Raw genomic sequence first — 17,708 nt, forward strand, 5'->3', positions numbered from 1 at the left:
GCCTACAGGTCGACCTCGCGCATCAGCATGCCGACCTCGGTGTTGGTCATCCGGCGCAGCCAGCCCGACTTCTGGTCGCCCAGGGCGATCGGGCCGAAGTGCGTCCGGACCAGCTTGTCCACGGGGAAGCCGGCCTCGGCGAGCATCCGGCGCACGATGTGCTTGCGGCCTTCGTGGAGGCTCACCTCGACGAGGTAGTTCTTGCCGGTGTTCTCCACGACCCGGAAGTGGTCGGCGCGCGCATAGCCGTCCTCCAGCTGGATGCCGTCCTTGAGCTGCTTGCCCAGGTCGCGCGGGAGGGGCCCCTGGATGGCGGCGAGGTAGGTCTTGCGGACGCCGTAGCGCGGGTGGGTCAGCCGGTGGGCCAGCTCACCGTGGTTGGTGAGCAGGATGATGCCCTCGGTCTCGGTGTCCAGCCGGCCGACGTGGAAGAGCCGGGTCTCCCGGTTGGTGACGTAGTCGCCCAGGCACTGGCGCCCGTCCGGGTCCTCCATCGTGGAGACCACACCGGCCGGCTTGTTCAGCGCGAAGAAGAGGTACGACTGGGTGGCGACCGTCAGGCCGTCGACCTTGATCTCGTCCTTCTCCGGGTCGACCCGGAGACCCTGCTCCATGACGACCTGGCCGTTGACCTCGACGCGCGCCTGCTCGATCAGCTCCTCGCAGGCCCGCCGAGAGCCCATACCGGCCCGGGCCAGCACCTTCTGGAGCCGCTCGCCCTCCTGCTCGCCGAAGGTCTTGGGGGTCTTGACCTGCGGCTTGTCGTAGCGGGCGCGGTTGCGCTCCTCGATCTTGGCGTCGTACTCACGGGACCGCGCGGGCGCCGGGCCGCGGCCGCGCTGCTGACCGTCCTTGCCGCCCGGCCGGCCGCCCTGGGACGCGCCCGTACGGGGACCGCCCTTGGCACCGCCGCGGGCCGCCGCGCCGCGGGCGCCGCCCTTCCCGCCGCCCCGGCGCTCGTCGCTCCCGGAGGATCCGCCCACGTCGTAGCGGCGCTCCTCGGGACGGGGGCGGCCCGAGCGCTGCTGCTTGTCGTCGCGCTTTCCCCCCGCCTTCGGCCGGGAGGTGCCCCCATCCGCTCCGCGGTGGTTGCCCCTACCGCTGCCGCTGCTGTTCCTGCCGCTGCTTCGCATCATGATCCGTCTGAGAGTCGCCGCTGTCGTCTACGTCGAACGACGGCATACCTTCCGCGGAGTCGCCCTCGACCGCGTCCGCCTCCGGGAGGAACGGTGCCAGCTCCGGAAGCTCGTCCAGGCCGCGCAGGCCCGTCCGCTCCAGAAAGTAGTTCGTCGTCCTGTACAGGATCGCACCTGTTTCAGGTTCCGTCCCCGCCTCCTCCACCAGGCCGCGCTGGAGGAGCGTGCGCATCACGCCGTCACAGTTGACTCCGCGTACGGCCGAGACGCGGGAACGGCTGACCGGCTGACGGTACGCGACCACGGCCAGAGTCTCCAATGCGGCCTGCGTGAGCCGGGCCTGCTGGCCGTCCAGGACGAAGCTCTCCACCGCGTCCGCGTACGCGGCCTGGGAGTAGAACCGCCAGCCCCCGGCCACCAGCCGCAGGTCGAAGCCGCGCCCCTCGCGGGTGTAGTCGTCGGACAGCTCGCGCAGCGCCAGCGCGACCGCCCGGCGGGACCGCTCCAGCACCCTGGCCAGGTGCTCCTCGGTCGCGGGCTCGTCGACGACCATGAGGACGGCCTCCAGCGCGGGCTTCAGCTCCAGCCCTTCGAGGCCCAGCGCCCCGGTGGGCGCGTCCGCGGCCTCCGGGAGCTCCCCGGGGCCCCGCTCCGTGATGTCGTACGCCGCGCCACTCACGTCCGCGCCTCCTCTTCCTGGTCCATCGTGCCCGCCGTTCCCGCCGGCCCCGCTGTGTCCGCTGTGCCCGCCGGCCCGTCCGGCTCACCCTCGCCCGGCTCCCGGTCGAACTCGTCGGTGACCACCGGCGCAGCCCCCTCCGCGCCCGTCCAGCGCACCGTCAGCGCCCCCAGGGCCTCCTCCTGGTCCAGGGCCACCACGCGCTCCCGGTAGAGCTCCAGCAGGGCCAGGAAGCGCGCCACGACGGTGAGGGTGTCCGGCGCGTCCGCGACCAGCTCCTGGAAGCCGGCCTCGCCCACCTCCCGCAGCCGCGCCATCACCACGCCGGCCTGCTCCCGCACGCTCACCAGGGGCGCGTGGATGTGATCGACGTAGACCTGCGGCCTGGCCTTGGGCTGCATCGCCTTCACGGCCAGCTTGGCGAACCCCTCCGCCCCGATGCCGATGACGACCTCGGGCAGCAGCTCGGCATGCTGCGGCTCCAGCCCGACCGTACGGGGGTAGCGGCGGGCCTCGTCGGCCAGCCGGTCGCTGAAGATGTCCGCGATCCGCTTGTACGCGCGGTACTGGAGCAGCCTGGCGAAGAGCAGGTCCCGGGCCTCCAGGAGGGCCAGGTCCGCCTCGTCCTCCACCTCGGCGGCGGGCAGCAGCCGGGCCGCCTTGAGGTCCAGCAGCGTGGCCGCGACGACCAGGAACTCCGTGGTCTGGTCGAGGTCCCAGTCCGGCCCCATCGCCCGGATGTGCGCCATGAACTCGTCGGTCACCTTGGACAGAGCGACCTCGGTGACATCCAGCTTGTGCTTGGAGATCAGCTGGAGCAGCAGGTCGAAGGGGCCCTCGAAGTTGTCCAGCCGGAGGGTGAAGCGGCCGTCGCCGCCCTCCCGAGGAGCCTCGTCGGCGGGAGCGGCGGCCTCACCCGCCACGGCCTCGTCCGCTACGGGCTCCCCGGCCGCGGCCTCCCGCGGCGCGGCCTCGCCCGGTACGGCCTCACCCCGTACGGCCTCGGGTGGCACGGCCTCGGGTGGCATGGTGTCCGCCGGAGCGGCCTCGTGCGGCTCCCCCGGGGCCGGCGTTTCCCGGGCGGCTTCCGGTGCGGCCTGCGGGACCGCCCCCGGCCCCCGGCCCAGGGCTCGTCGGGCGCGGGGGGCGGGGGCGTCGTCGTCGGTCGTGGGCATCGCGGTCCAGGGTGCTGCGGTCCCGCGCCTCAGGGCGGCGGGCTGGTCACGGCGGGGTGTCCCGCCGAAGAAGGAGGCTATCCGGCGGGCGGCTAGCGACCGCGCAGCCGCCGCACCAAGATGCTGGCGTCGCCGCGCGACTCCAGGTCGGCGAGGACCACGGCCACCGCCTCGCGGACGATCCGGCCGCGGTCGACGGCGAGGCCGTGCTCGCCGCGCAGGACCAGGCGGGCGTGTTCCAGGTCCATGAGCTCCTCGGCGGAGACATAGACGGTGATCTTCTCGTCGTGCCGTTCCCGGCCGCTGGGGCGCCGGTTGGCGCCGCGCCCGCCCCGGCGGCGGCCCGGCCCGGCGCCCTGCGCGCTCTCCGTCTCGCCCCGGCCCGCCCGGCCCGCCGGCGTCCGGTGCCCCTTGGGGCTCTCCGGCTCCGGCTCCCGGCCGCCGTGCTCGGCGGGCGCCGTACGCCCCGCTGAACCGCCGTCGGCGGCCGGTGCGCCCTCGGTGTCCGTGCCGCTCTCCGGCCGCCGCTGCCGGGCGGCGGTGGCCGCCTCGGGCGCGTCCGCGGCGGAGTCCGACTCGCCCGCCGGCGCAGGCACGCGCGGTGCCTCGCCGGCCGGGGCGCCGTTCGTCGTGCGACGGGGAGCGGACGGCTGCAGGCCCACGCCCCCGGTGGTACGGAACAGTTCGTCGGCTCCGGGCAGACTCACTCGGCGTGACACCGGGCGAGCACCTCCCTGGCGAGCTGGCGATAGGCGGCGGCACCCACGGAGTTGGACGCGTACGTGGTGATCGGCTCGCCCGCGACGGTGGTCTCGGGGAAGCGGACCGTACGGCCGATGACGGTGTGGTAGACGTGGTCGTCGAACGCCTCGACGACGCGCGCCAGGACCTCGCGGCTGTGCACCGTACGGGAGTCGTACATGGTCGCCAGGATGCCGTCCAGCTCCAGGTCGGGGTTGAGCCGCTCCTGGACCTTCTCGATCGTCTCGGTCAGCAGCGCGACACCGCGCAGCGCGAAGAACTCGCACTCCAGCGGCACGATGACCTTGTGAGCGGCCGTCAGCGCGTTGACGGTCAGCAGGCCGAGCGAGGGCTGGCAGTCGATGACGATGTAGTCGTAGTCGGCCAGCAGCGGCTTGAGCGCCCGCTGGAGGGTCGACTCGCGGGCGACCTCGCTGACCAACTGCACCTCTGCCGCTGACAAATCGATATTGCTGGGCAGCAGGTCCATGTTGGGGACCGCGGTCTTGAGCAGGACCTCGTCGGCCGACATGCCCCGCTCCATGAGCAGGTTGTAGACCGTCAGGTCGAGCTCCATCGGGTTGACGCCGAGTCCGACCGACAGGGCTCCCTGCGGGTCGAAGTCGACGAGCAGCACCCGTCGTCCGTATTCGGCGAGTGCGGCGCCCAGGTTGATGGTCGAGGTGGTCTTGCCGACCCCGCCCTTCTGGTTGCACATCGCGATGATTTTGGCGGGGCCGTGATCCGACAGCGGCCCCGGGATGGGGAAGTACGGGAGCGGTCGCCCGGTCGGGCCGACGCGCTCGCGGCGCTGGCGCGCGGCGTCCGGCGCGAGCGTCGCCGCGTATTCGGGGTCCGGTTCGTACTCCGCGTCCGGATCGTAGAAGTGCCCCTCGGGCAGGTCGTCGTAGTCGGCGAGACGGGCGGGTTCTCCACTGCCCCGGTCGCCGGCCATGGCGTTCACGTGATGGCCGTCCATGCTCTGGTGGGCTGTCGTGGAAATGCTCTGGTGGGCTGCGAAGGTGTGGACCGCTACGGAGCCGACAGCCTCGCGCCCCGAGGGACCCTGGCCCCGTGCAACCGCTCCTGGCCGACCACCTCCGGGAGTAAATGTCGACTCATTCACAAGTCGTCTTACCTCCTTGGATGTGACCAGGAAACTTATCGATAGGTCAGCGTGGCACCATGCCGACGGTTGGCGACTCTATGGCGTGTCGGGCGTCCGCAGCAACACAATCCGCGTGACCCGGCCCGATGTGTCGGTAACGGAACCCCTCGATGTCAAGGGTGCACAGCGCACAACCGCGATGTTTCGGGGGTACGCGAATCGGTTAAAGGGCTACGTTCGCGGCGAGTTGAGAGCCGGCCGCCGAAAACCGCCTCCGGGGCGTGTCGCACATGCGACCGGCCGGACCCTGTCGACAAGGCCCGGCCGGTTGTGCGGCATTGACGCGTGCGGTTGACGCCTCAGCCCAGGAGCGTGCGCAGCTCGGTGCACTCGAGGCCGTGCGCCTCGGCGACCTCGGGGTAGACGACCTTGCCGTCGTGCGTGTTCAGGCCCTTGGCCAGCGCCGGGTCACGGCGCAGCGCCTCGACCCAGCCGCGGTTCGCCAGCTCCACGATGTAGGGCATCGTCGCGTTGGTGAGGGCGTAGGTGGAGGTGTTGGGCACCGCGCCGGGCATGTTGGCGACGCAGTAGAAGACCGAGTTGTGGACCTGGAAGGTCGGCTCGGCGTGCGTGGTCGGCTTGGAGTCCTCGAAGCAGCCGCCCTGGTCGATGGCGATGTCGACAAGAACACTTCCGGGCTTCATCTTGGCGACGAGCTCGTTGGTGACCAGCTTCGGGGCCTTGGCGCCCGGGATCAGGACCGCACCGACGACCAGGTCGGCCTCGACGACGGCCTTCTCCAGCTCGTAGGCGTTGGAGACGATCGTCTGCACCTTGGTGCCGAAGATCTTGTCGGCCTCGCGGAGCTTGTTGATGTCCCGGTCGAGCAGGGTGACGTGGAAGCCGAGGCCCACGGCGATCTGCACGGCGTTCCAGCCGGAGACGCCACCGCCGATGACGACGGCCTTGCCCGCCTGGACGCCCGGGACGCCGCCCGGCAGCACGCCGCGGCCACCGGCCTGGCGCATCAGGTGGTACGCGCCGACCTGCGGGGCGATCCGGCCCGCAACCTCGGACATCGGGGCGAGCAGCGGCAGCTGGCGGCCGGCGGTCTCGACGGTCTCGTAGGCGATGGCGGTGGTGCCGGACGCCAGGAGGGCGTCGGTGCACTCCTTGGAGGCGGCCAGGTGCAGGTAGGTGAAGAGCGTCTGGTCCTTGCGGAGGCGGTGGTACTCCTCGGCGATCGGCTCCTTGACCTTCAGCAGCAGGTCGGCGGTGCCCCAGACCTCATCGGCGGTGTCGAGGATGGTGGCGCCCGCGGAGACGTACTCCTCGTTCGTGATGGACGAGCCGAGGCCGGCGTCCTTCTCGATGAAGACCTGGTGGCCGTTGCGGGCGAGCTCGTTGACTCCGGCGGGCGTGATAGCCACCCGGAACTCGTTGTTCTTGACTTCGCGGGGGATGCCGACCTTCACGTCGATCACGGTCCTTGAATGAGAGCTTGCAGAGGAATTATCCCCTCATGCGTCGCATGACGGAACTGACCGCGCCGTACGCGGCCCGCCCAGTCTATTGAAGGACCTCATGTTGTCTAGCCTTGCAAAGCATTAATTTTTTGGAATGCCACTACCGATTTCGTAGGTCAGTCGGGGTGCTCTTCCCGAAGGCGTTCCCCGGCGGCCCGATGGAGCCGTGCCGCCGCCGGGTCGCCGAGGACGTCGAGGGTGTCCGCAATCCGCAGCTGGAACCCCGTTTCGGCCCGCACATCGGACGCCTCGCGGGCGATGCCGAGGGCTTCCAGAAGGCTCCGCAACGCCTCCTCCGGCCGCCCGGCGTATTCGTGGACCCGAGCCGCCTCCGCCGTCACCCGTGCCTGGCCGGCGAGATCACCGAGCCTGCGGTGGGCCCGGGCGGCGGCCCGGCACTCCTTCAGCGCCTGCTCGTACCGGCCGGTGAAGCCGAGTGCGGTGCCGATCCGGCCGTGCAGCCGCGCCGCGTCGGGCCGCTCGCCACGGGCGAGCCGCAGCTCCAGCGCCCGCCCGTACCAGTCGGCGGCCCGGGTCCAGTCGCCCAGCTCGGCGTAGCTGTCCCCCAGTGACTCCAGCGCCCGGCCGGTGGCCGCCGGGTCCCGCACCGCGCGCGCCGCCTCCAGCGCGCCCCGGTAGCGGGCCAGCGCCTGCACGGTGCGGCCCGCCTGGGCGTCCAGGTCGCCGAGGTTCAGCAGGGCGGCGCCCTGCTCGCGCGGCAGCCCGCGCCGCGTGGCGGCCTCCAGGACGAGCCGGTGCAGGATGTAGAGGTCGGGCGCGGCGGCCTCGGGGCCGTGGTGGGCGAGCAGCGCCCGAGTCAGGGCGGCCAGCAACCGCCGGTCCAGGGTGTCGAGTTGGCCGTCCGCGACGGCGATCCGCGCGGCGTCCAGGAGTGCGCCGCGGCGGGTGCGCAGCCAGTGCGCGGCGGCTGCCCGGGAGGGGAAGCGCAGCGCGCGCGGCAGCCCCGCGGCCCTCCGGCGCGCGGGGGAGTCGGCCGGTTCGGCCGCCGCCCGGCAGGACTGGAGCAGCCGTACGGTCCGCTCCAGCATCCGGGCGCGGGCCAGCTGCACATCGGCCGGCCGCTCGTGCTCCCCGAGCAGCTCGCGGGCGAGCGGGGCGAGGCAGCCGGGAAGCCGGTAGCGGGGGTAGGGCTCGTCGTCGGCGGGCGGGGCCCCGGGGGCGTCGTCGGCGGGCACCGGCCGCAGCAGGCCGAGCGCGGCGAAGTCCTGCAGCAGGGTGGCCGCCGCGTCCACCGCGCAGCCGCCGAGCGCGGCGGCGACATGGGCGTCGACCAAGCCGTCCGGGGCGAGGGTGGCCAGCCGCAGTATCCGGGCCGCGGGCCGCGGCAGCGCCGCGTAGGTGAGGTGGAAGGCGCGGTAGAGGGGGAGGTCGCCGGTGGGCAGGGCCGGCGGCACCGGGACGGCCTGCAGCGCCTGGCGCAGGTCGGCGACGGAGGACTTGGGGCGGGCGGCGAGCCAGGCGCCCGCCAGTATCAGCGCTGCGGGCTGGCCGCCGCACTCCTCGGCGACGGCGTCCGCGGTCCGCGGGTCGACGGTGATCCTGGTCGGTCCCGCGTAGCGGTACAGCACCTCCACGGCCGCGGCGGCGTCCAGCCCGCCGAGGGCGCACGGCCGGACGTCCGGGATGCCGGTCAGCGGCCCCTGGGAGACCACCACGACCAGGCAGTCCGGGGCGTCCGGGATCAGCGGCTCGACCTCTTCGGCGCCCGGTGCGTCGTCCAGCAGGAGCAGCGCCCGGCGCCCGGCGAGCGCGCCGCGCAGCGCCTCGGTCAGCTCGTCGTCGGGGGCGCCGGGCGGGGCACCGGCGCCCAGCGCGCCGAGCAGGTCGCGGGCCGTGCGGTCGGTGGCCACGGGTTCGCCGCCGCGTCCGGTCAGTACCGCGCGCAGCACCCCGTCGGGATAGTCCTGCGCCAGCTCGCGCAGCAGCTCCTCGGCCAGGGCCGTACGGCCGGACCCGGGACGGCCGGCGATCAGCAGCACCCGGCTGCGGGCGCCCCGGCGGCCGGAGAGGGTGTCCAGGCCGGCCCGCCGGATGTCGGCGCGCAGGGCCTTGATCTCACGGCGGCGGCCGGCGAACCCGGCGGCGACGGGGCGGGGTGCGGCACTGTCCTGGCGGGGCCCCGGCGTCCGCCGCTGCTGTGCCGCCGTGCCGGGCCCGCGCACCGCCTCCGGCGCGAGGTGCCCCCCGCCCACCGCCTGGTCCGTCACCGGTCACGCTCCCGTCCACCTGCGCGTACGTGCCCGCCGCGAGCGCGTACGGGCACGCTGCCGAGCGTAGTTCACGAACCGTCACGTCCCGTGCGGAGCAGGGCGGTTGGGTCACTCGATCGGATCGGATGATCATCCGACCGGTGCGCGGAAGAGGCCCCGTGCGGCCCCTGGTCAGACCTCGAAGGGGCGGGCCGGCCAGGGCGCGTCGGCCGGCCGCAGCGCGTCCACGCCCGCGCCCGCACGGGCCGCGCTGAGCGCCAGCGCCCCGACGACCAGGCAGTTGTTGTGCAGCTCACCGGCGAGCACCCCGCGGACCAGGTCGGCCAGCGGCACCCGCGCCAACTCCATGTCGGCCTCCTCCTCGGAGACCGCGAACCGCTCCCCCTCGGCCTCGGACAGATCGCGGGCGAGGAAGATCCGTACCGCCTCGTCGCAGCCGCCGGGGGTGGTGTAGACGTCGGTCAGCACCCGCCAGTCCTCGGCCTTGACGTGCGCCTCCTCGTACAGCTCGCGCTGCGCGGCGTGCAGCGGGTTCTCGCCGGGGACGTCGAGCAGCCCGGCGGGGATCTCCCACAGCCGCTGGCGCACGGGGTGGCGGTACTGGCGCAGCACGAGCACCCGGTCCGCGTCGTCGAGGGCGAGCACCGCCACCGAGCCGGGGTGGACCTGGTAGTCGCGCCGGGCGGTGGCGCCGTCCGGCATGACGACCTCGTCGGTGCGCACGCTGGTCTTGTTGCCGGTGAACGGCGTGGTGGTCGCGGTGACCGTCCACTCCTCCGGGGTGTCCTTGATCGCCATGCGCGTCCTCTCGTGCGACGGTGCCAACGCGGAAACCGGGGTACGGCCCCGGCGAAGGAGGCCGTACCCCGGCAACGGTATCCGTCGTGCCGCGGGCTACTTCGCGGCGCCCGGCTTCCGCGCGGACTGCTGCCGCTGCACGGCCGCCTTCACCAGGCCGGCGAAGAGCGGGTGCGGGCGGGTCGGGCGGGACCGCAGCTCCGGGTGCGCCTGGGTGGCGACCAGGTAGGGGTGGACCTCGCGCGGGTACTCGACGTACTCGACCAGCTTGTTGTCCGGGGAGGTGCCGGAGAAGACCAGGCCGGCCTTCTTCTCCAGCTCGCCGCGGTAGGCGTTGTTGACCTCGTAGCGGTGGCGGTGCCGCTCCTCGACGTAGGGCTGGTCGTCGTAGGTCTCGCGGACGATCGAGCCCTCGGCGAGCTTGGCCGGGTACATGCCCAGCCGCATGGTGCCGCCCATGTCGCCCTCGCCCGCGACGATGTCCATCTGCTCGGCCATCGTGGAGATCACCGGGTGGGCCGCGGCCGGGTCGAACTCGGTGGAGTTGGCGCCCTCGATGCCGGCCAGGTTGCGGGCCGCCTCGATGACCACGCACTGCAGGCCCAGGCAGAGGCCGAGCAGCGGGAGCTTGATCTCCCGGGCGTAGGTGATCGCGCCGACCTTGCCGTCCACACCGCGGTCGCCGAAGCCGCCGGGGATGCAGACCGCGTCGCAGTCGGCGAGCTGCTCGGCGGCGCCGGCCGGGGTCCTGCAGTCGTCGGAGGTGACCCACTTCACCTTCACGCGGGCGCGGTTGGCGAAGCCGCCGGCGCGCAGCGCCTCGGTGACCGAGAGGTAGGCGTCCGGCAGGTCGATGTACTTGCCGACCAGCGCGACCCGGACCTCGTGGTCGGGGTTGTGGACGCGGTCGAGCAGGTCCGCCCACTGGGTCCAGTCCACGTCGCGGAACGGCAGGTCCAGCTTGCGGACCACGTACGCGTCCAGCCCCTCGGCATGCACGACCTTGGGGATGTCGTAGATCGACGGGGCGTCCGGGCAGGCGATGACCGCGGCCTCGTCGACGTCGCACATCAGCGAGATCTTGCGCTTGATGGCGGTGGGGACCTCACGGTCGGCGCGCAGCACGATCGCGTCGGGCTGGATGCCGATGTTGCGCAGCGCGGCGACCGAGTGCTGGGTCGGCTTGGTCTTCAGCTCGCCGGACGGGCCGATGTACGGGAGCAGCGAGATGTGCACGACGAAGACGTTGTCCCGGCCGACCTCGTGGCGGACCTGGCGGACGGTCTCCAGGAACGGCAGCGACTCGATGTCGCCGACCGTGCCGCCGACCTCGGTGATCACGACGTCGACGTCGTCGGTCGCCATCCGCCGGATGCGGTGCTTGATCTCGTTGGTGATGTGCGGGATGACCTGCACGGTGTCGCCGAGGTACTCGCCGCGCCGCTCCTTGGCGATCACGGTGTTGTAGACCTGGCCGGTGGTGACGTTCGCGGAGCCGTCGAGGTCGACGTCCAGGAAGCGCTCGTAGTGGCCGATGTCCAGGTCGGTCTCGGCACCGTCGTTGGTGACGAAGACCTCGCCGTGCTGGAACGGGTTCATCGTGCCGGGGTCGACGTTCAGGTACGGGTCGAGCTTCTGCATCGTGACCCGCAGGCCGCGCGCCTTCAGGAGTGCACCCAGGCTGGAGGCCGTGAGCCCCTTGCCGAGCGAGGAGGCGACGCCCCCCGTGACGAAGAGGTGCTTGGTCGTCGTGGATTTGGGCGGCATGGCCAAGAGGGAACTCCCGTGGTCGCGAGGTGGAGAGGTGCGAGGTGGCGCCGGTCCTGGGATTCAGGGGTGCCGTCGCTGCGGTTCGGGGGTGCCGTACTTCTGCCGTGACATCTCAGGGCGTCCCACCGGTCCACGGGGTACCAGGCTATCAGCGACCGGGCATGGTCGCTCCCGGCGACTCCGGCGAGCGGCCACATCACCCGGGCCACTCGTTCGGAGCCCTTAGTGCCGTGAGCACCGCGCGCCGCACCCGACCGCGTCGTATCCTGCTCGGACACTCGCTACGAGCCGACCGGAACAGGCACCACCCCCGCCCCGAAATTTCCGGTCCAGCTGCTCGGCGACGTTGTTTCATGGGCAGGACGGACAGCACATAACGTCCCATGGGGGGCGTGACTCCAGTTCGACGGGAGATGCACGTGGCCGGGCGCATCGAGGACTACGCACTTATCGGCGATATGCAGACCGCCGCTCTCGTGTGCCGGGACGGCACGGTCGACTGGCTGTGCCTGCCCCGCTTCGACTCGCCGGCGGTCTTCGCGGGGCTGCTGGGCACCGAGGAGCACGGCTTCTGGCAGATGGGCCCGGTCAACGGCAAGGGCCCGAAGCAGGCCGACCGTCGCCGCTACCGAGGGGATTCACTCGTTCTGGAATCCGAGTGGGACACCCCCCGCGGTACCGTCCGGGTGATCGACTTCATGCCGCCGCGGGACGGTGCGCCGCAGGTGATCCGCATCGTGGAGGGCGTCAGCGGCCGGGTCCCGATGCGCTCGGAGCTGCGGATGCGGTTCGCGTACGGCTGGGTGGTGCCGTGGGTGCACAAGGTCGACGGCCGGACGGTGGCGGTCGCCGGGCCCGACGCGGTGTGGCTGGACACGTCCGTGGACACGTACGGCAAGAATCTGACGACGTACTCCGACTTCACCGTGTCGCCCGGGGAGCGGATCGCGTTCACGCTCAGCTGGCAGCCCTCGCACCACCAGCCGCCGGCCGCCGCGGCGGACCCGGAGGGCGCGCTGGAGGCGACCGAGGAGTTCTGGCGCGAGTGGGTCGAGCACTGCACCTACCACGGGCCGTACCGGGACGCGGTGGTGCGCTCGCTGATCACGCTGAAGGCGCTCACGTACGCGCCGACCGGCGGGATCGTGGCAGCGCCGACCACGTCGCTGCCGGAGTGCATCGGCGGGATCCGCAACTGGGACTACCGCTTCACCTGGCTGCGGGACGCGGCGATCACGCTGTCGTCGCTGCTGCGCACCGGCTACCGCGAAGAGGCGCGGGCCTGGCGGGAGTGGCTGCTGCGCGCGGTGGCCGGCGACCCGGAGAACCTCCAGATCATGTACGGCATCGCGGGTGAGCGGGAGCTGGGCGAGAACGAGCTCAACTGGCTTCCCGGGTACGAGAATTCGCGTCCCGTACGGGTCGGCAACGGCGCCGCGGGGCAGCTCCAGCTGGACGTCTACGGCGAGGTCACCGAGGCGCTGCACCTGGCGCACATGACGGGGCTGGCCCGCAACGACTACGCCTCGCTGCTCCAGATCAAGCTGATCCAGTGGGTGGAGAAGCACTGGGACGAGCCGGACGAGGGCATCTGGGAGGTCCGCGGTCCGCGCCGGCACTTCGTGCACTCCAAGGTGATGACCTGGGTCGCGGTCGACCGCACGGTCAAGCTGATCGAGTCCGGGGACGTGGACGGGCCGCTGGAGCGCTGGAAGGACCTGCGCGAGACCATCCACCGGGACGTCTGCGAGAAGGGCTACGACAAGGAGCGCAACACCTTCACCCAGTCCTACGGCTCCCAGGAGCTGGACGCGTCGCTGCTGCTGATCCCTCAGATGGGCTTCCTGCCGCCGGACGACAAGCGCGTCATCGGCACCATCGAGGCCATCCAGCGGGAGCTGGGCACCGAGGACGGTTTCGTCCTGCGCTATCCGACGGCCGGTGAGGGGCTGGGCGTGGACGGCCTCGAAGGGGACGAAGGGGCCTTCCTGGCCTGCTCGTTCTGGCTGGCGGACGATCTGGCGATGATCGGCCGGGTGGAGGAGGCCCGCAAGCTCTTCGAGAAGCTGCTCTCGCTCCGCAACGACCTGGGGCTGCTGGCGGAGGAGTGGGACCCCCGGCTCAAGCGGCAGGTGGGGAACTTCCCGCAGGCGTTCAGCCACGTTCCGCTGATCGACACCGCGCTGCGGCTGACGGCGAGCGGGGCGTACGGGGGGTAGCCGTACCCCGGCACTCGTCCGGCGTTCCCGCGTTCCGGGGTGGAGCCCGGTGGTCCGGGCGGCACCTTTCGCATACCGGGGGCCGCGGGCGGCCGGGCTCAGAACGCGGTCAGGGTGAGGGTCAGCTCCTTCGGGGCGGGGTCCTCGATGTACGAGGCGAAGCCGGCGACGTCGTCGAAGGCGAAGCCGTACGCCTTGCCGTCCCGGGTCGCGGCGTGCATGGCGGCGGCGTAGTGGTTGGTGAGCCGCTCCCGGTAGAAGGTGGCCGGGTCGGTGGTGGGCTGGGCGGGGTGGGTCGTGAGGGTGGAGCGGTTGAGGGCGGCGCCGAGGACGGCGGCGACCGGGCCGAGGGTGCCGTCGTTGGGGGCGGCGAGGGTGCCGTCGCAGAAGAGGACGTCGCGGGTGGAGGGCTTGGCGAAGGAGACCGCCTTGGGGCCCGTGAAGCCGAGCCGGTCGCCGCTGACCCGGCCGGTGAAGGTGCCCGCGTTGGTGGTGACGGTCAGGTCCTTGGCGGCGTAGGCGGTCCATGCCTCGTCGATGGCGGGGGCGAGGTAGTCCTTGCCGAACAGGCCGCCGTCCAGGCCGTGGCCGGGTGCGATGACGCGTTTGTCGCCGATGACCAGGCGGTCGAAGCCCTCGGCGCCCTTGACGTCGGAGAAGATCCGGGCGCGGGCGCCGTCCCTGAGCGTGCCGGTGGTCTGGTCCCTGGCGCCGGTGAGCCGCAGGGCCAGCGGCACGCTGAACATGTCGACCATGGTGGTGTTGCAGTACATCCCGCCGGCGGTGTGGGTGAACTCCGCGCAGTCGTGCAGGACGTCGTAGTTGGGGTCGCCGGCGACCCAGCCCGCGGGGTAGGCCAGCGCGGGCTTCCCGTTGCCGTCGGCGACCGCCTTGATCCTGAGCTTGCCGCCGAGGGCGGCGTAGATCCGGCCGGACATCAGGGGGAGTTGGAGGGTGGTGGTGCCGTTGGCGGCGAGGGGTATGGCGTAGTCGGTGAAGCCGTCCGGGCCGTTGTCGGCGAGGGTGACGGGCTTGAGCTGCCCGTCGGCGGTGACGCGGACCTGTTGGGTGCCGTCGTTGCCGAGGATGTAGATCCGGATCGAGGAGTTGGCGTAGGCGCCGGAGGTGTTGACGATGTGCAGCGGCAGGCCGGCGGCGGACGGGCCGGCCGGGGCGGGGGCACCGAGGGCGCGGGCGGCGGTTGCCAGGCCGGCGGTGGCGGCGGCACCGGCGGCCAGGCCGCCGAGGAGGCTGCGACGGGTGATCACGGGCTGCTCCTAGTGGGGGGTGTGTGGCGGGAGTGCTCTCGCCACGGAGGTACCGGGAACCCTGCCGAGCCGGTGGGGCACCGTCAACGGGGCGGAGCCGAAAAGGAGTTGGAGCGGGCGGTGCGGTGCCCGTACGGGCGGGACGGGTGCCCCGCGGCCCGGGTGCCCGGCGGTGGCCATCCGGACCGCGGCCTTCCGGACGGCCGTACTGCGGGTAGCGTTCGTCGCCATGGGGCCGCAAGGGAAGATCGAAGCCGAGATCACGGTACGCAGGGCACTGGAGCTGCCCGCGCTGCGGCGCGGTCTGCCGGAGGTGCTGGCCGGCGAGCACCGGCTGGACCGGGCGGTGCGCTGGGTGCACGCCGGCGAGGTCCCGCACATCGCCTCGCTGCTCAAGGGCGGCGAGCTGCTGCTGACCACCGGTCTCGGGGTGGGCGCCCGGCCGTCCGAGCAGCGCGCCTTCATCCGCAGGCTCGCCGAGCGCGACATCGCCGCGCTGGTGGTGGAGCTGGGCTCCCGGTTCGACGCGCTGCCCGCGGCGCTGGTCGACGCCGCGCGGGACTGCGGGCTGCCGCTGGTCCAGCTGCACCGCGAGGTCCCGTACGTCACGGTCACCGAGGAGATCCACACCGAGATCATCAACAGCCACTACTCCCTGCTGCGCCGGGCCGACGAGCTGCTGCGGCGCTGCACGGACGTACTGCTGCGCGGCGGCGGGGCCCCCGAGGTGCTGCGGCTGCTCGCCGTCTTCACCGGCAATCCGCTGTGCCTGGAGGCCCCCGACGGCAGCCCGCTGTACGCGGCGGGCCCGGAGGGCGACGACGGGCCCGCGGACGCCGATCCCCTGCTGGCCTGGGAGGGCCTGCGGGAGACCGGGGTGCGGATCGACGTGCCCGGGGGCGGGCACGGGCCCGAATCGGTCCGCGCCCTGGTGCTGCTGCCGGTCAACACCCCGCTCGCGCCGGTCCACCGGATCGCCGCGGAGCGGGCCGCCGACCTGCTCGCCGTCGTCATGCTCCAGTCCCGCCAGGAGGAGGTGCTCGCCGCGCGCGGGCGCGGGGACTTCCTCGCCGAGCTGGCGGAGGGCCGGATCTCCGCGGCCGAGGCCCCGGCCCAGGCCCGGCTCCTGGGGTTTCGGCCTGGTGCCGACCCGGTGCTCCCGGTCGTGATGCGGCTGCCCGCCGCGCTGCCCTCCCCCGGCAGCTGGGCGCTGCTCGCCCAGGCGCTGCGCGAGGAGCTGGCCGCGCCCGGCGTACCCGTACTGCTCGGCGTCCGCCCCGTGGAGGGCCGGGTCCCGCTGCTGGTGGCGCTCCGGGCGGGCCAGGACCGGGCCGCGCTCGCCGGCCGGATCGCCGAGGCGCTGCGCGCCGGGGTCGTCCGCGCGGGCCTGGACCGGCCGTCCGCGCAGCGCCCGGTGGTCGTCGTCGGGACGGCGGGCGACTGGGCGGCCGCCGGCCCCGGGCTGCGGCACGCCGGGGAGGCCGCGGCGGCCGCCCAGGGGCTGCCGGAGCAACCCTGGTACGACGCCCGCCGCCTGGACATCGAGCTGCTGCTGTGGCGGATGCGCGAGCACGGCGAGCAGGGGGTGCTCACCGACTTCGTGGAGCGCGCCATCGGGCCGCTGCTCGCCCATGACCGCGGTGCCCGCCAGCCGCTGCTGCCGACCCTGGAGGCGTATCTGGCCAGCGCGGGCCGCAAGGCGGAGACCGCCCGCGATCTGAACGTGAACCGGCAGACGCTCTACGACCGGCTGGCGCGCATCGCCCAGCTGCTGGCCACGGACCTGGACGATCCGCAGACGGTGCTCGGGCTGCGGCTGGCGCTGCGGGCACGGCGGCACACCGACCGGCCGTAGGGTCCGTCCGACGGGTCAGACCGGCTGGACGGTCTCGACCGGCTGGGTCAACTCGTCGTAGACGCTGAGCACTTGGGCCACCGTGTCGTTCTCGCTGGGCCAGCCGGCGGCCTGGGCGCGGCCCGCCTCGGCGAGGGCGTCGCGGCGCACCGGGTCGGCGAGCAGGTCGAGCACCGTACGGGCGAGGGCGGTGGCGTCCCCGTAGCGGACCAGTTCCGCGGCCCGGCCGACCAGTTCGCGGGTGCCGCCGGTGTCGGTCGCCACCAGCGGCACCCCGGCGCGCAGCGCCTCCTGGGCGATCAGCGAGCGGGCCTCCCACCGGCTGGGCAGCACCACCAGGTCGGCGGCGGCGAGGAGTTCGGGCACGTCGTCGCGGCGGCCGAGGAGCTGGACGGGCAGCCGCTCGCTGTCGATGCGCCGCTGGAGCGCGGCCCGCTGCTCGCCCTCGCCCGCGATGGCGAGCAGCGGCTGGGGGTCCAGCGCGCACCAGGCGTGCGCCGCGTCCAGCAGCAGGTCGTGGCCCTGATACGGGTCGAGGCGGCCGACGGCGAGCAGCAGCGGCCGGTCCACCGCGCCCAGTTCGGCCCGCTCCTTGTCGCGGGCCGGGTCGTCGTCCGCGGGTTCGCCGGGGGGCCCGCCGGGCCGCGGGCACGGAACGGCGACCGGGGCCAGCCGGGCGTCGCGGGCGCCCCGCTCGCGCGCCCGGTCGACGAGGTCGGAGCAGACGCCCAGGACGACGGCGGCGGCGCGGGCCACCCGCCGCTCCATCAGATGCACGACGCGGGCCCGCGCGCCCTCGGTGTGCGCCTTGGTGTGCCAGGTGATGACCAGGGGCACCCGTCCGCCCCGGGGCCCGCGCAGTCCGCGGAGCGCGACGGAGGCGCGCAGCCCGGCCCGCAGGCCGTGGGCGTGCACCAGGTCGGCGTCCCAGCAGGCGCTGCGCAGGGCGGCCATGCCGGCCGGGTCCATCCGAGGGGTGACCTGCACGAACCGGGCGCCGGCCGCGCTAAAGCCGTACGCCTCCTCGGCCTCGGGGGTGGCGCAGACGGTGACCCGCACCCCGCGCGCGACCAGCCCTTCGGCCAGCGAACGGACGTGCGCCGCGCTGCCGCCGCTGCCGTGGCCGAGCACCTGGACCGTGCGCAGCGGCGACAGACCGTGCGCCGGGGACGGGGTGCTGGTCACGTGGTCGGGCTCCTGGT

General features: G+C 73.3%; 13 protein-coding genes. 2 read left to right on the forward strand and 11 right to left on the reverse strand.

What is annotated here, in order from left to right:
- Window positions 1-2: 2 nt before the first annotated feature.
- The 9 genes from ACO1BR_RS14495 to ACO1BR_RS14535 form a co-directional block, all read right to left on the reverse strand.
- On the reverse strand, window positions 3-1,133 hold the full coding sequence (locus ACO1BR_RS14495) for a pseudouridine synthase (protein WP_159509892.1): 1,131 nt from the start codon (window positions 1,131-1,133) through the stop codon (window positions 3-5).
- Window positions 1,096-1,815, reverse strand: a complete 720-nt coding sequence (gene scpB / locus ACO1BR_RS14500) for an SMC-Scp complex subunit ScpB (RefSeq protein WP_426795464.1) — start codon at window positions 1,813-1,815, stop codon at window positions 1,096-1,098. Before scpB ends, ACO1BR_RS14495 begins: the two co-directional genes overlap by 38 nt.
- The gene (locus ACO1BR_RS14505) at window positions 1,812-2,990 is read right to left on the reverse strand and encodes a segregation/condensation protein A (RefSeq protein WP_426795465.1); all 1,179 of its coding nucleotides are present in this window, start codon (window positions 2,988-2,990) and stop codon (window positions 1,812-1,814) included. The genes scpB and ACO1BR_RS14505 overlap by 4 nt, the downstream gene beginning before the upstream one ends.
- 92 nt (window positions 2,991-3,082) lie before the next feature.
- Window positions 3,083-3,709 (reverse strand): hypothetical protein, encoded by a 627-nt coding sequence (locus ACO1BR_RS14510; protein WP_426795466.1) that lies wholly within the window; start codon window positions 3,707-3,709, stop codon window positions 3,083-3,085.
- The gene (locus ACO1BR_RS14515) at window positions 3,694-4,710 is read right to left on the reverse strand and encodes a ParA family protein (protein ID WP_426795467.1); all 1,017 of its coding nucleotides are present in this window, start codon (window positions 4,708-4,710) and stop codon (window positions 3,694-3,696) included. Before ACO1BR_RS14515 ends, ACO1BR_RS14510 begins: the two co-directional genes overlap by 16 nt.
- Before the next feature lie 488 nt (window positions 4,711-5,198).
- Window positions 5,199-6,314 (reverse strand): alanine dehydrogenase, encoded by a 1,116-nt coding sequence (ald, locus tag ACO1BR_RS14520; protein WP_426795503.1) that lies wholly within the window; start codon window positions 6,312-6,314, stop codon window positions 5,199-5,201.
- Window positions 6,315-6,481: 167 nt separating this feature from the next.
- On the reverse strand, window positions 6,482-8,593 hold the full coding sequence (locus ACO1BR_RS14525; RefSeq protein ID WP_426795468.1) for a tetratricopeptide repeat protein: 2,112 nt from the start codon (window positions 8,591-8,593) through the stop codon (window positions 6,482-6,484).
- 174 nt (window positions 8,594-8,767) lie between these two features.
- The gene (locus ACO1BR_RS14530; RefSeq protein ID WP_426795469.1) at window positions 8,768-9,394 is read right to left on the reverse strand and encodes an NUDIX domain-containing protein; all 627 of its coding nucleotides are present in this window, start codon (window positions 9,392-9,394) and stop codon (window positions 8,768-8,770) included.
- Between the two features lie 96 nt (window positions 9,395-9,490).
- On the reverse strand, window positions 9,491-11,161 hold the full coding sequence (locus ACO1BR_RS14535; RefSeq protein WP_426795470.1) for a CTP synthase: 1,671 nt from the start codon (window positions 11,159-11,161) through the stop codon (window positions 9,491-9,493).
- A gap of 416 nt (window positions 11,162-11,577) precedes the next feature.
- Here ACO1BR_RS14535 and ACO1BR_RS14540 point away from each other — a divergent pair, with 416 nt between their 5' ends.
- Window positions 11,578-13,383, forward strand: a complete 1,806-nt coding sequence (locus tag ACO1BR_RS14540; RefSeq protein ID WP_426795504.1) for a glycoside hydrolase family 15 protein — start codon at window positions 11,578-11,580, stop codon at window positions 13,381-13,383.
- Window positions 13,384-13,481: 98 nt separating this feature from the next.
- On the opposite strand, the gene ACO1BR_RS14545 is transcribed toward ACO1BR_RS14540, so the two are convergent.
- Window positions 13,482-14,651 (reverse strand): beta-1,3-glucanase family protein, encoded by a 1,170-nt coding sequence (locus tag ACO1BR_RS14545; RefSeq protein WP_426795471.1) that lies wholly within the window; start codon window positions 14,649-14,651, stop codon window positions 13,482-13,484.
- A gap of 229 nt (window positions 14,652-14,880) precedes the next feature.
- On the opposite strand from ACO1BR_RS14545, the gene ACO1BR_RS14550 reads away from it, so the two are divergent.
- The gene (locus ACO1BR_RS14550) at window positions 14,881-16,506 is read left to right on the forward strand and encodes a PucR family transcriptional regulator (RefSeq protein WP_426795505.1); all 1,626 of its coding nucleotides are present in this window, start codon (window positions 14,881-14,883) and stop codon (window positions 16,504-16,506) included.
- 15 nt (window positions 16,507-16,521) lie between these two features.
- On the opposite strand, the gene ACO1BR_RS14555 is transcribed toward ACO1BR_RS14550, so the two are convergent.
- On the reverse strand, window positions 16,522-17,691 hold the full coding sequence (locus ACO1BR_RS14555; protein WP_426795472.1) for a glycosyltransferase family 4 protein: 1,170 nt from the start codon (window positions 17,689-17,691) through the stop codon (window positions 16,522-16,524).
- Window positions 17,692-17,708 lie beyond the last annotated feature (17 nt).

Source organism: Streptomyces sp. YGL11-2, assembly GCF_050054615.1.
GTDB lineage: Bacteria > Actinomycetota > Actinomycetes > Streptomycetales > Streptomycetaceae > Streptomyces.

Coding starts and splice junctions, on each gene's coding strand:
- ACO1BR_RS14495 (WP_159509892.1), bottom strand. CDS start 1,133: ATGCGAAGCAGCGGCAGGAACAGCAGCGGCAGCGGTAGGGGCAACCAC.
- ACO1BR_RS14505 (WP_426795465.1), bottom strand. CDS start 2,990: ATGCCCACGACCGACGACGACGCCCCCGCCCCCCGCGCCCGACGAGCC.
- ACO1BR_RS14515 (WP_426795467.1), bottom strand. CDS start 4,710: ATGGACGGCCATCACGTGAACGCCATGGCCGGCGACCGGGGCAGTGGA.
- ACO1BR_RS14530 (WP_426795469.1), bottom strand. CDS start 9,394: ATGGCGATCAAGGACACCCCGGAGGAGTGGACGGTCACCGCGACCACC.
- ACO1BR_RS14535 (WP_426795470.1), bottom strand. CDS start 11,161: ATGCCGCCCAAATCCACGACGACCAAGCACCTCTTCGTCACGGGGGGC.
- ACO1BR_RS14540 (WP_426795504.1), top strand. CDS start 11,578: ATGCACGTGGCCGGGCGCATCGAGGACTACGCACTTATCGGCGATATG.
- ACO1BR_RS14550 (WP_426795505.1), top strand. CDS start 14,881: ATGGGGCCGCAAGGGAAGATCGAAGCCGAGATCACGGTACGCAGGGCA.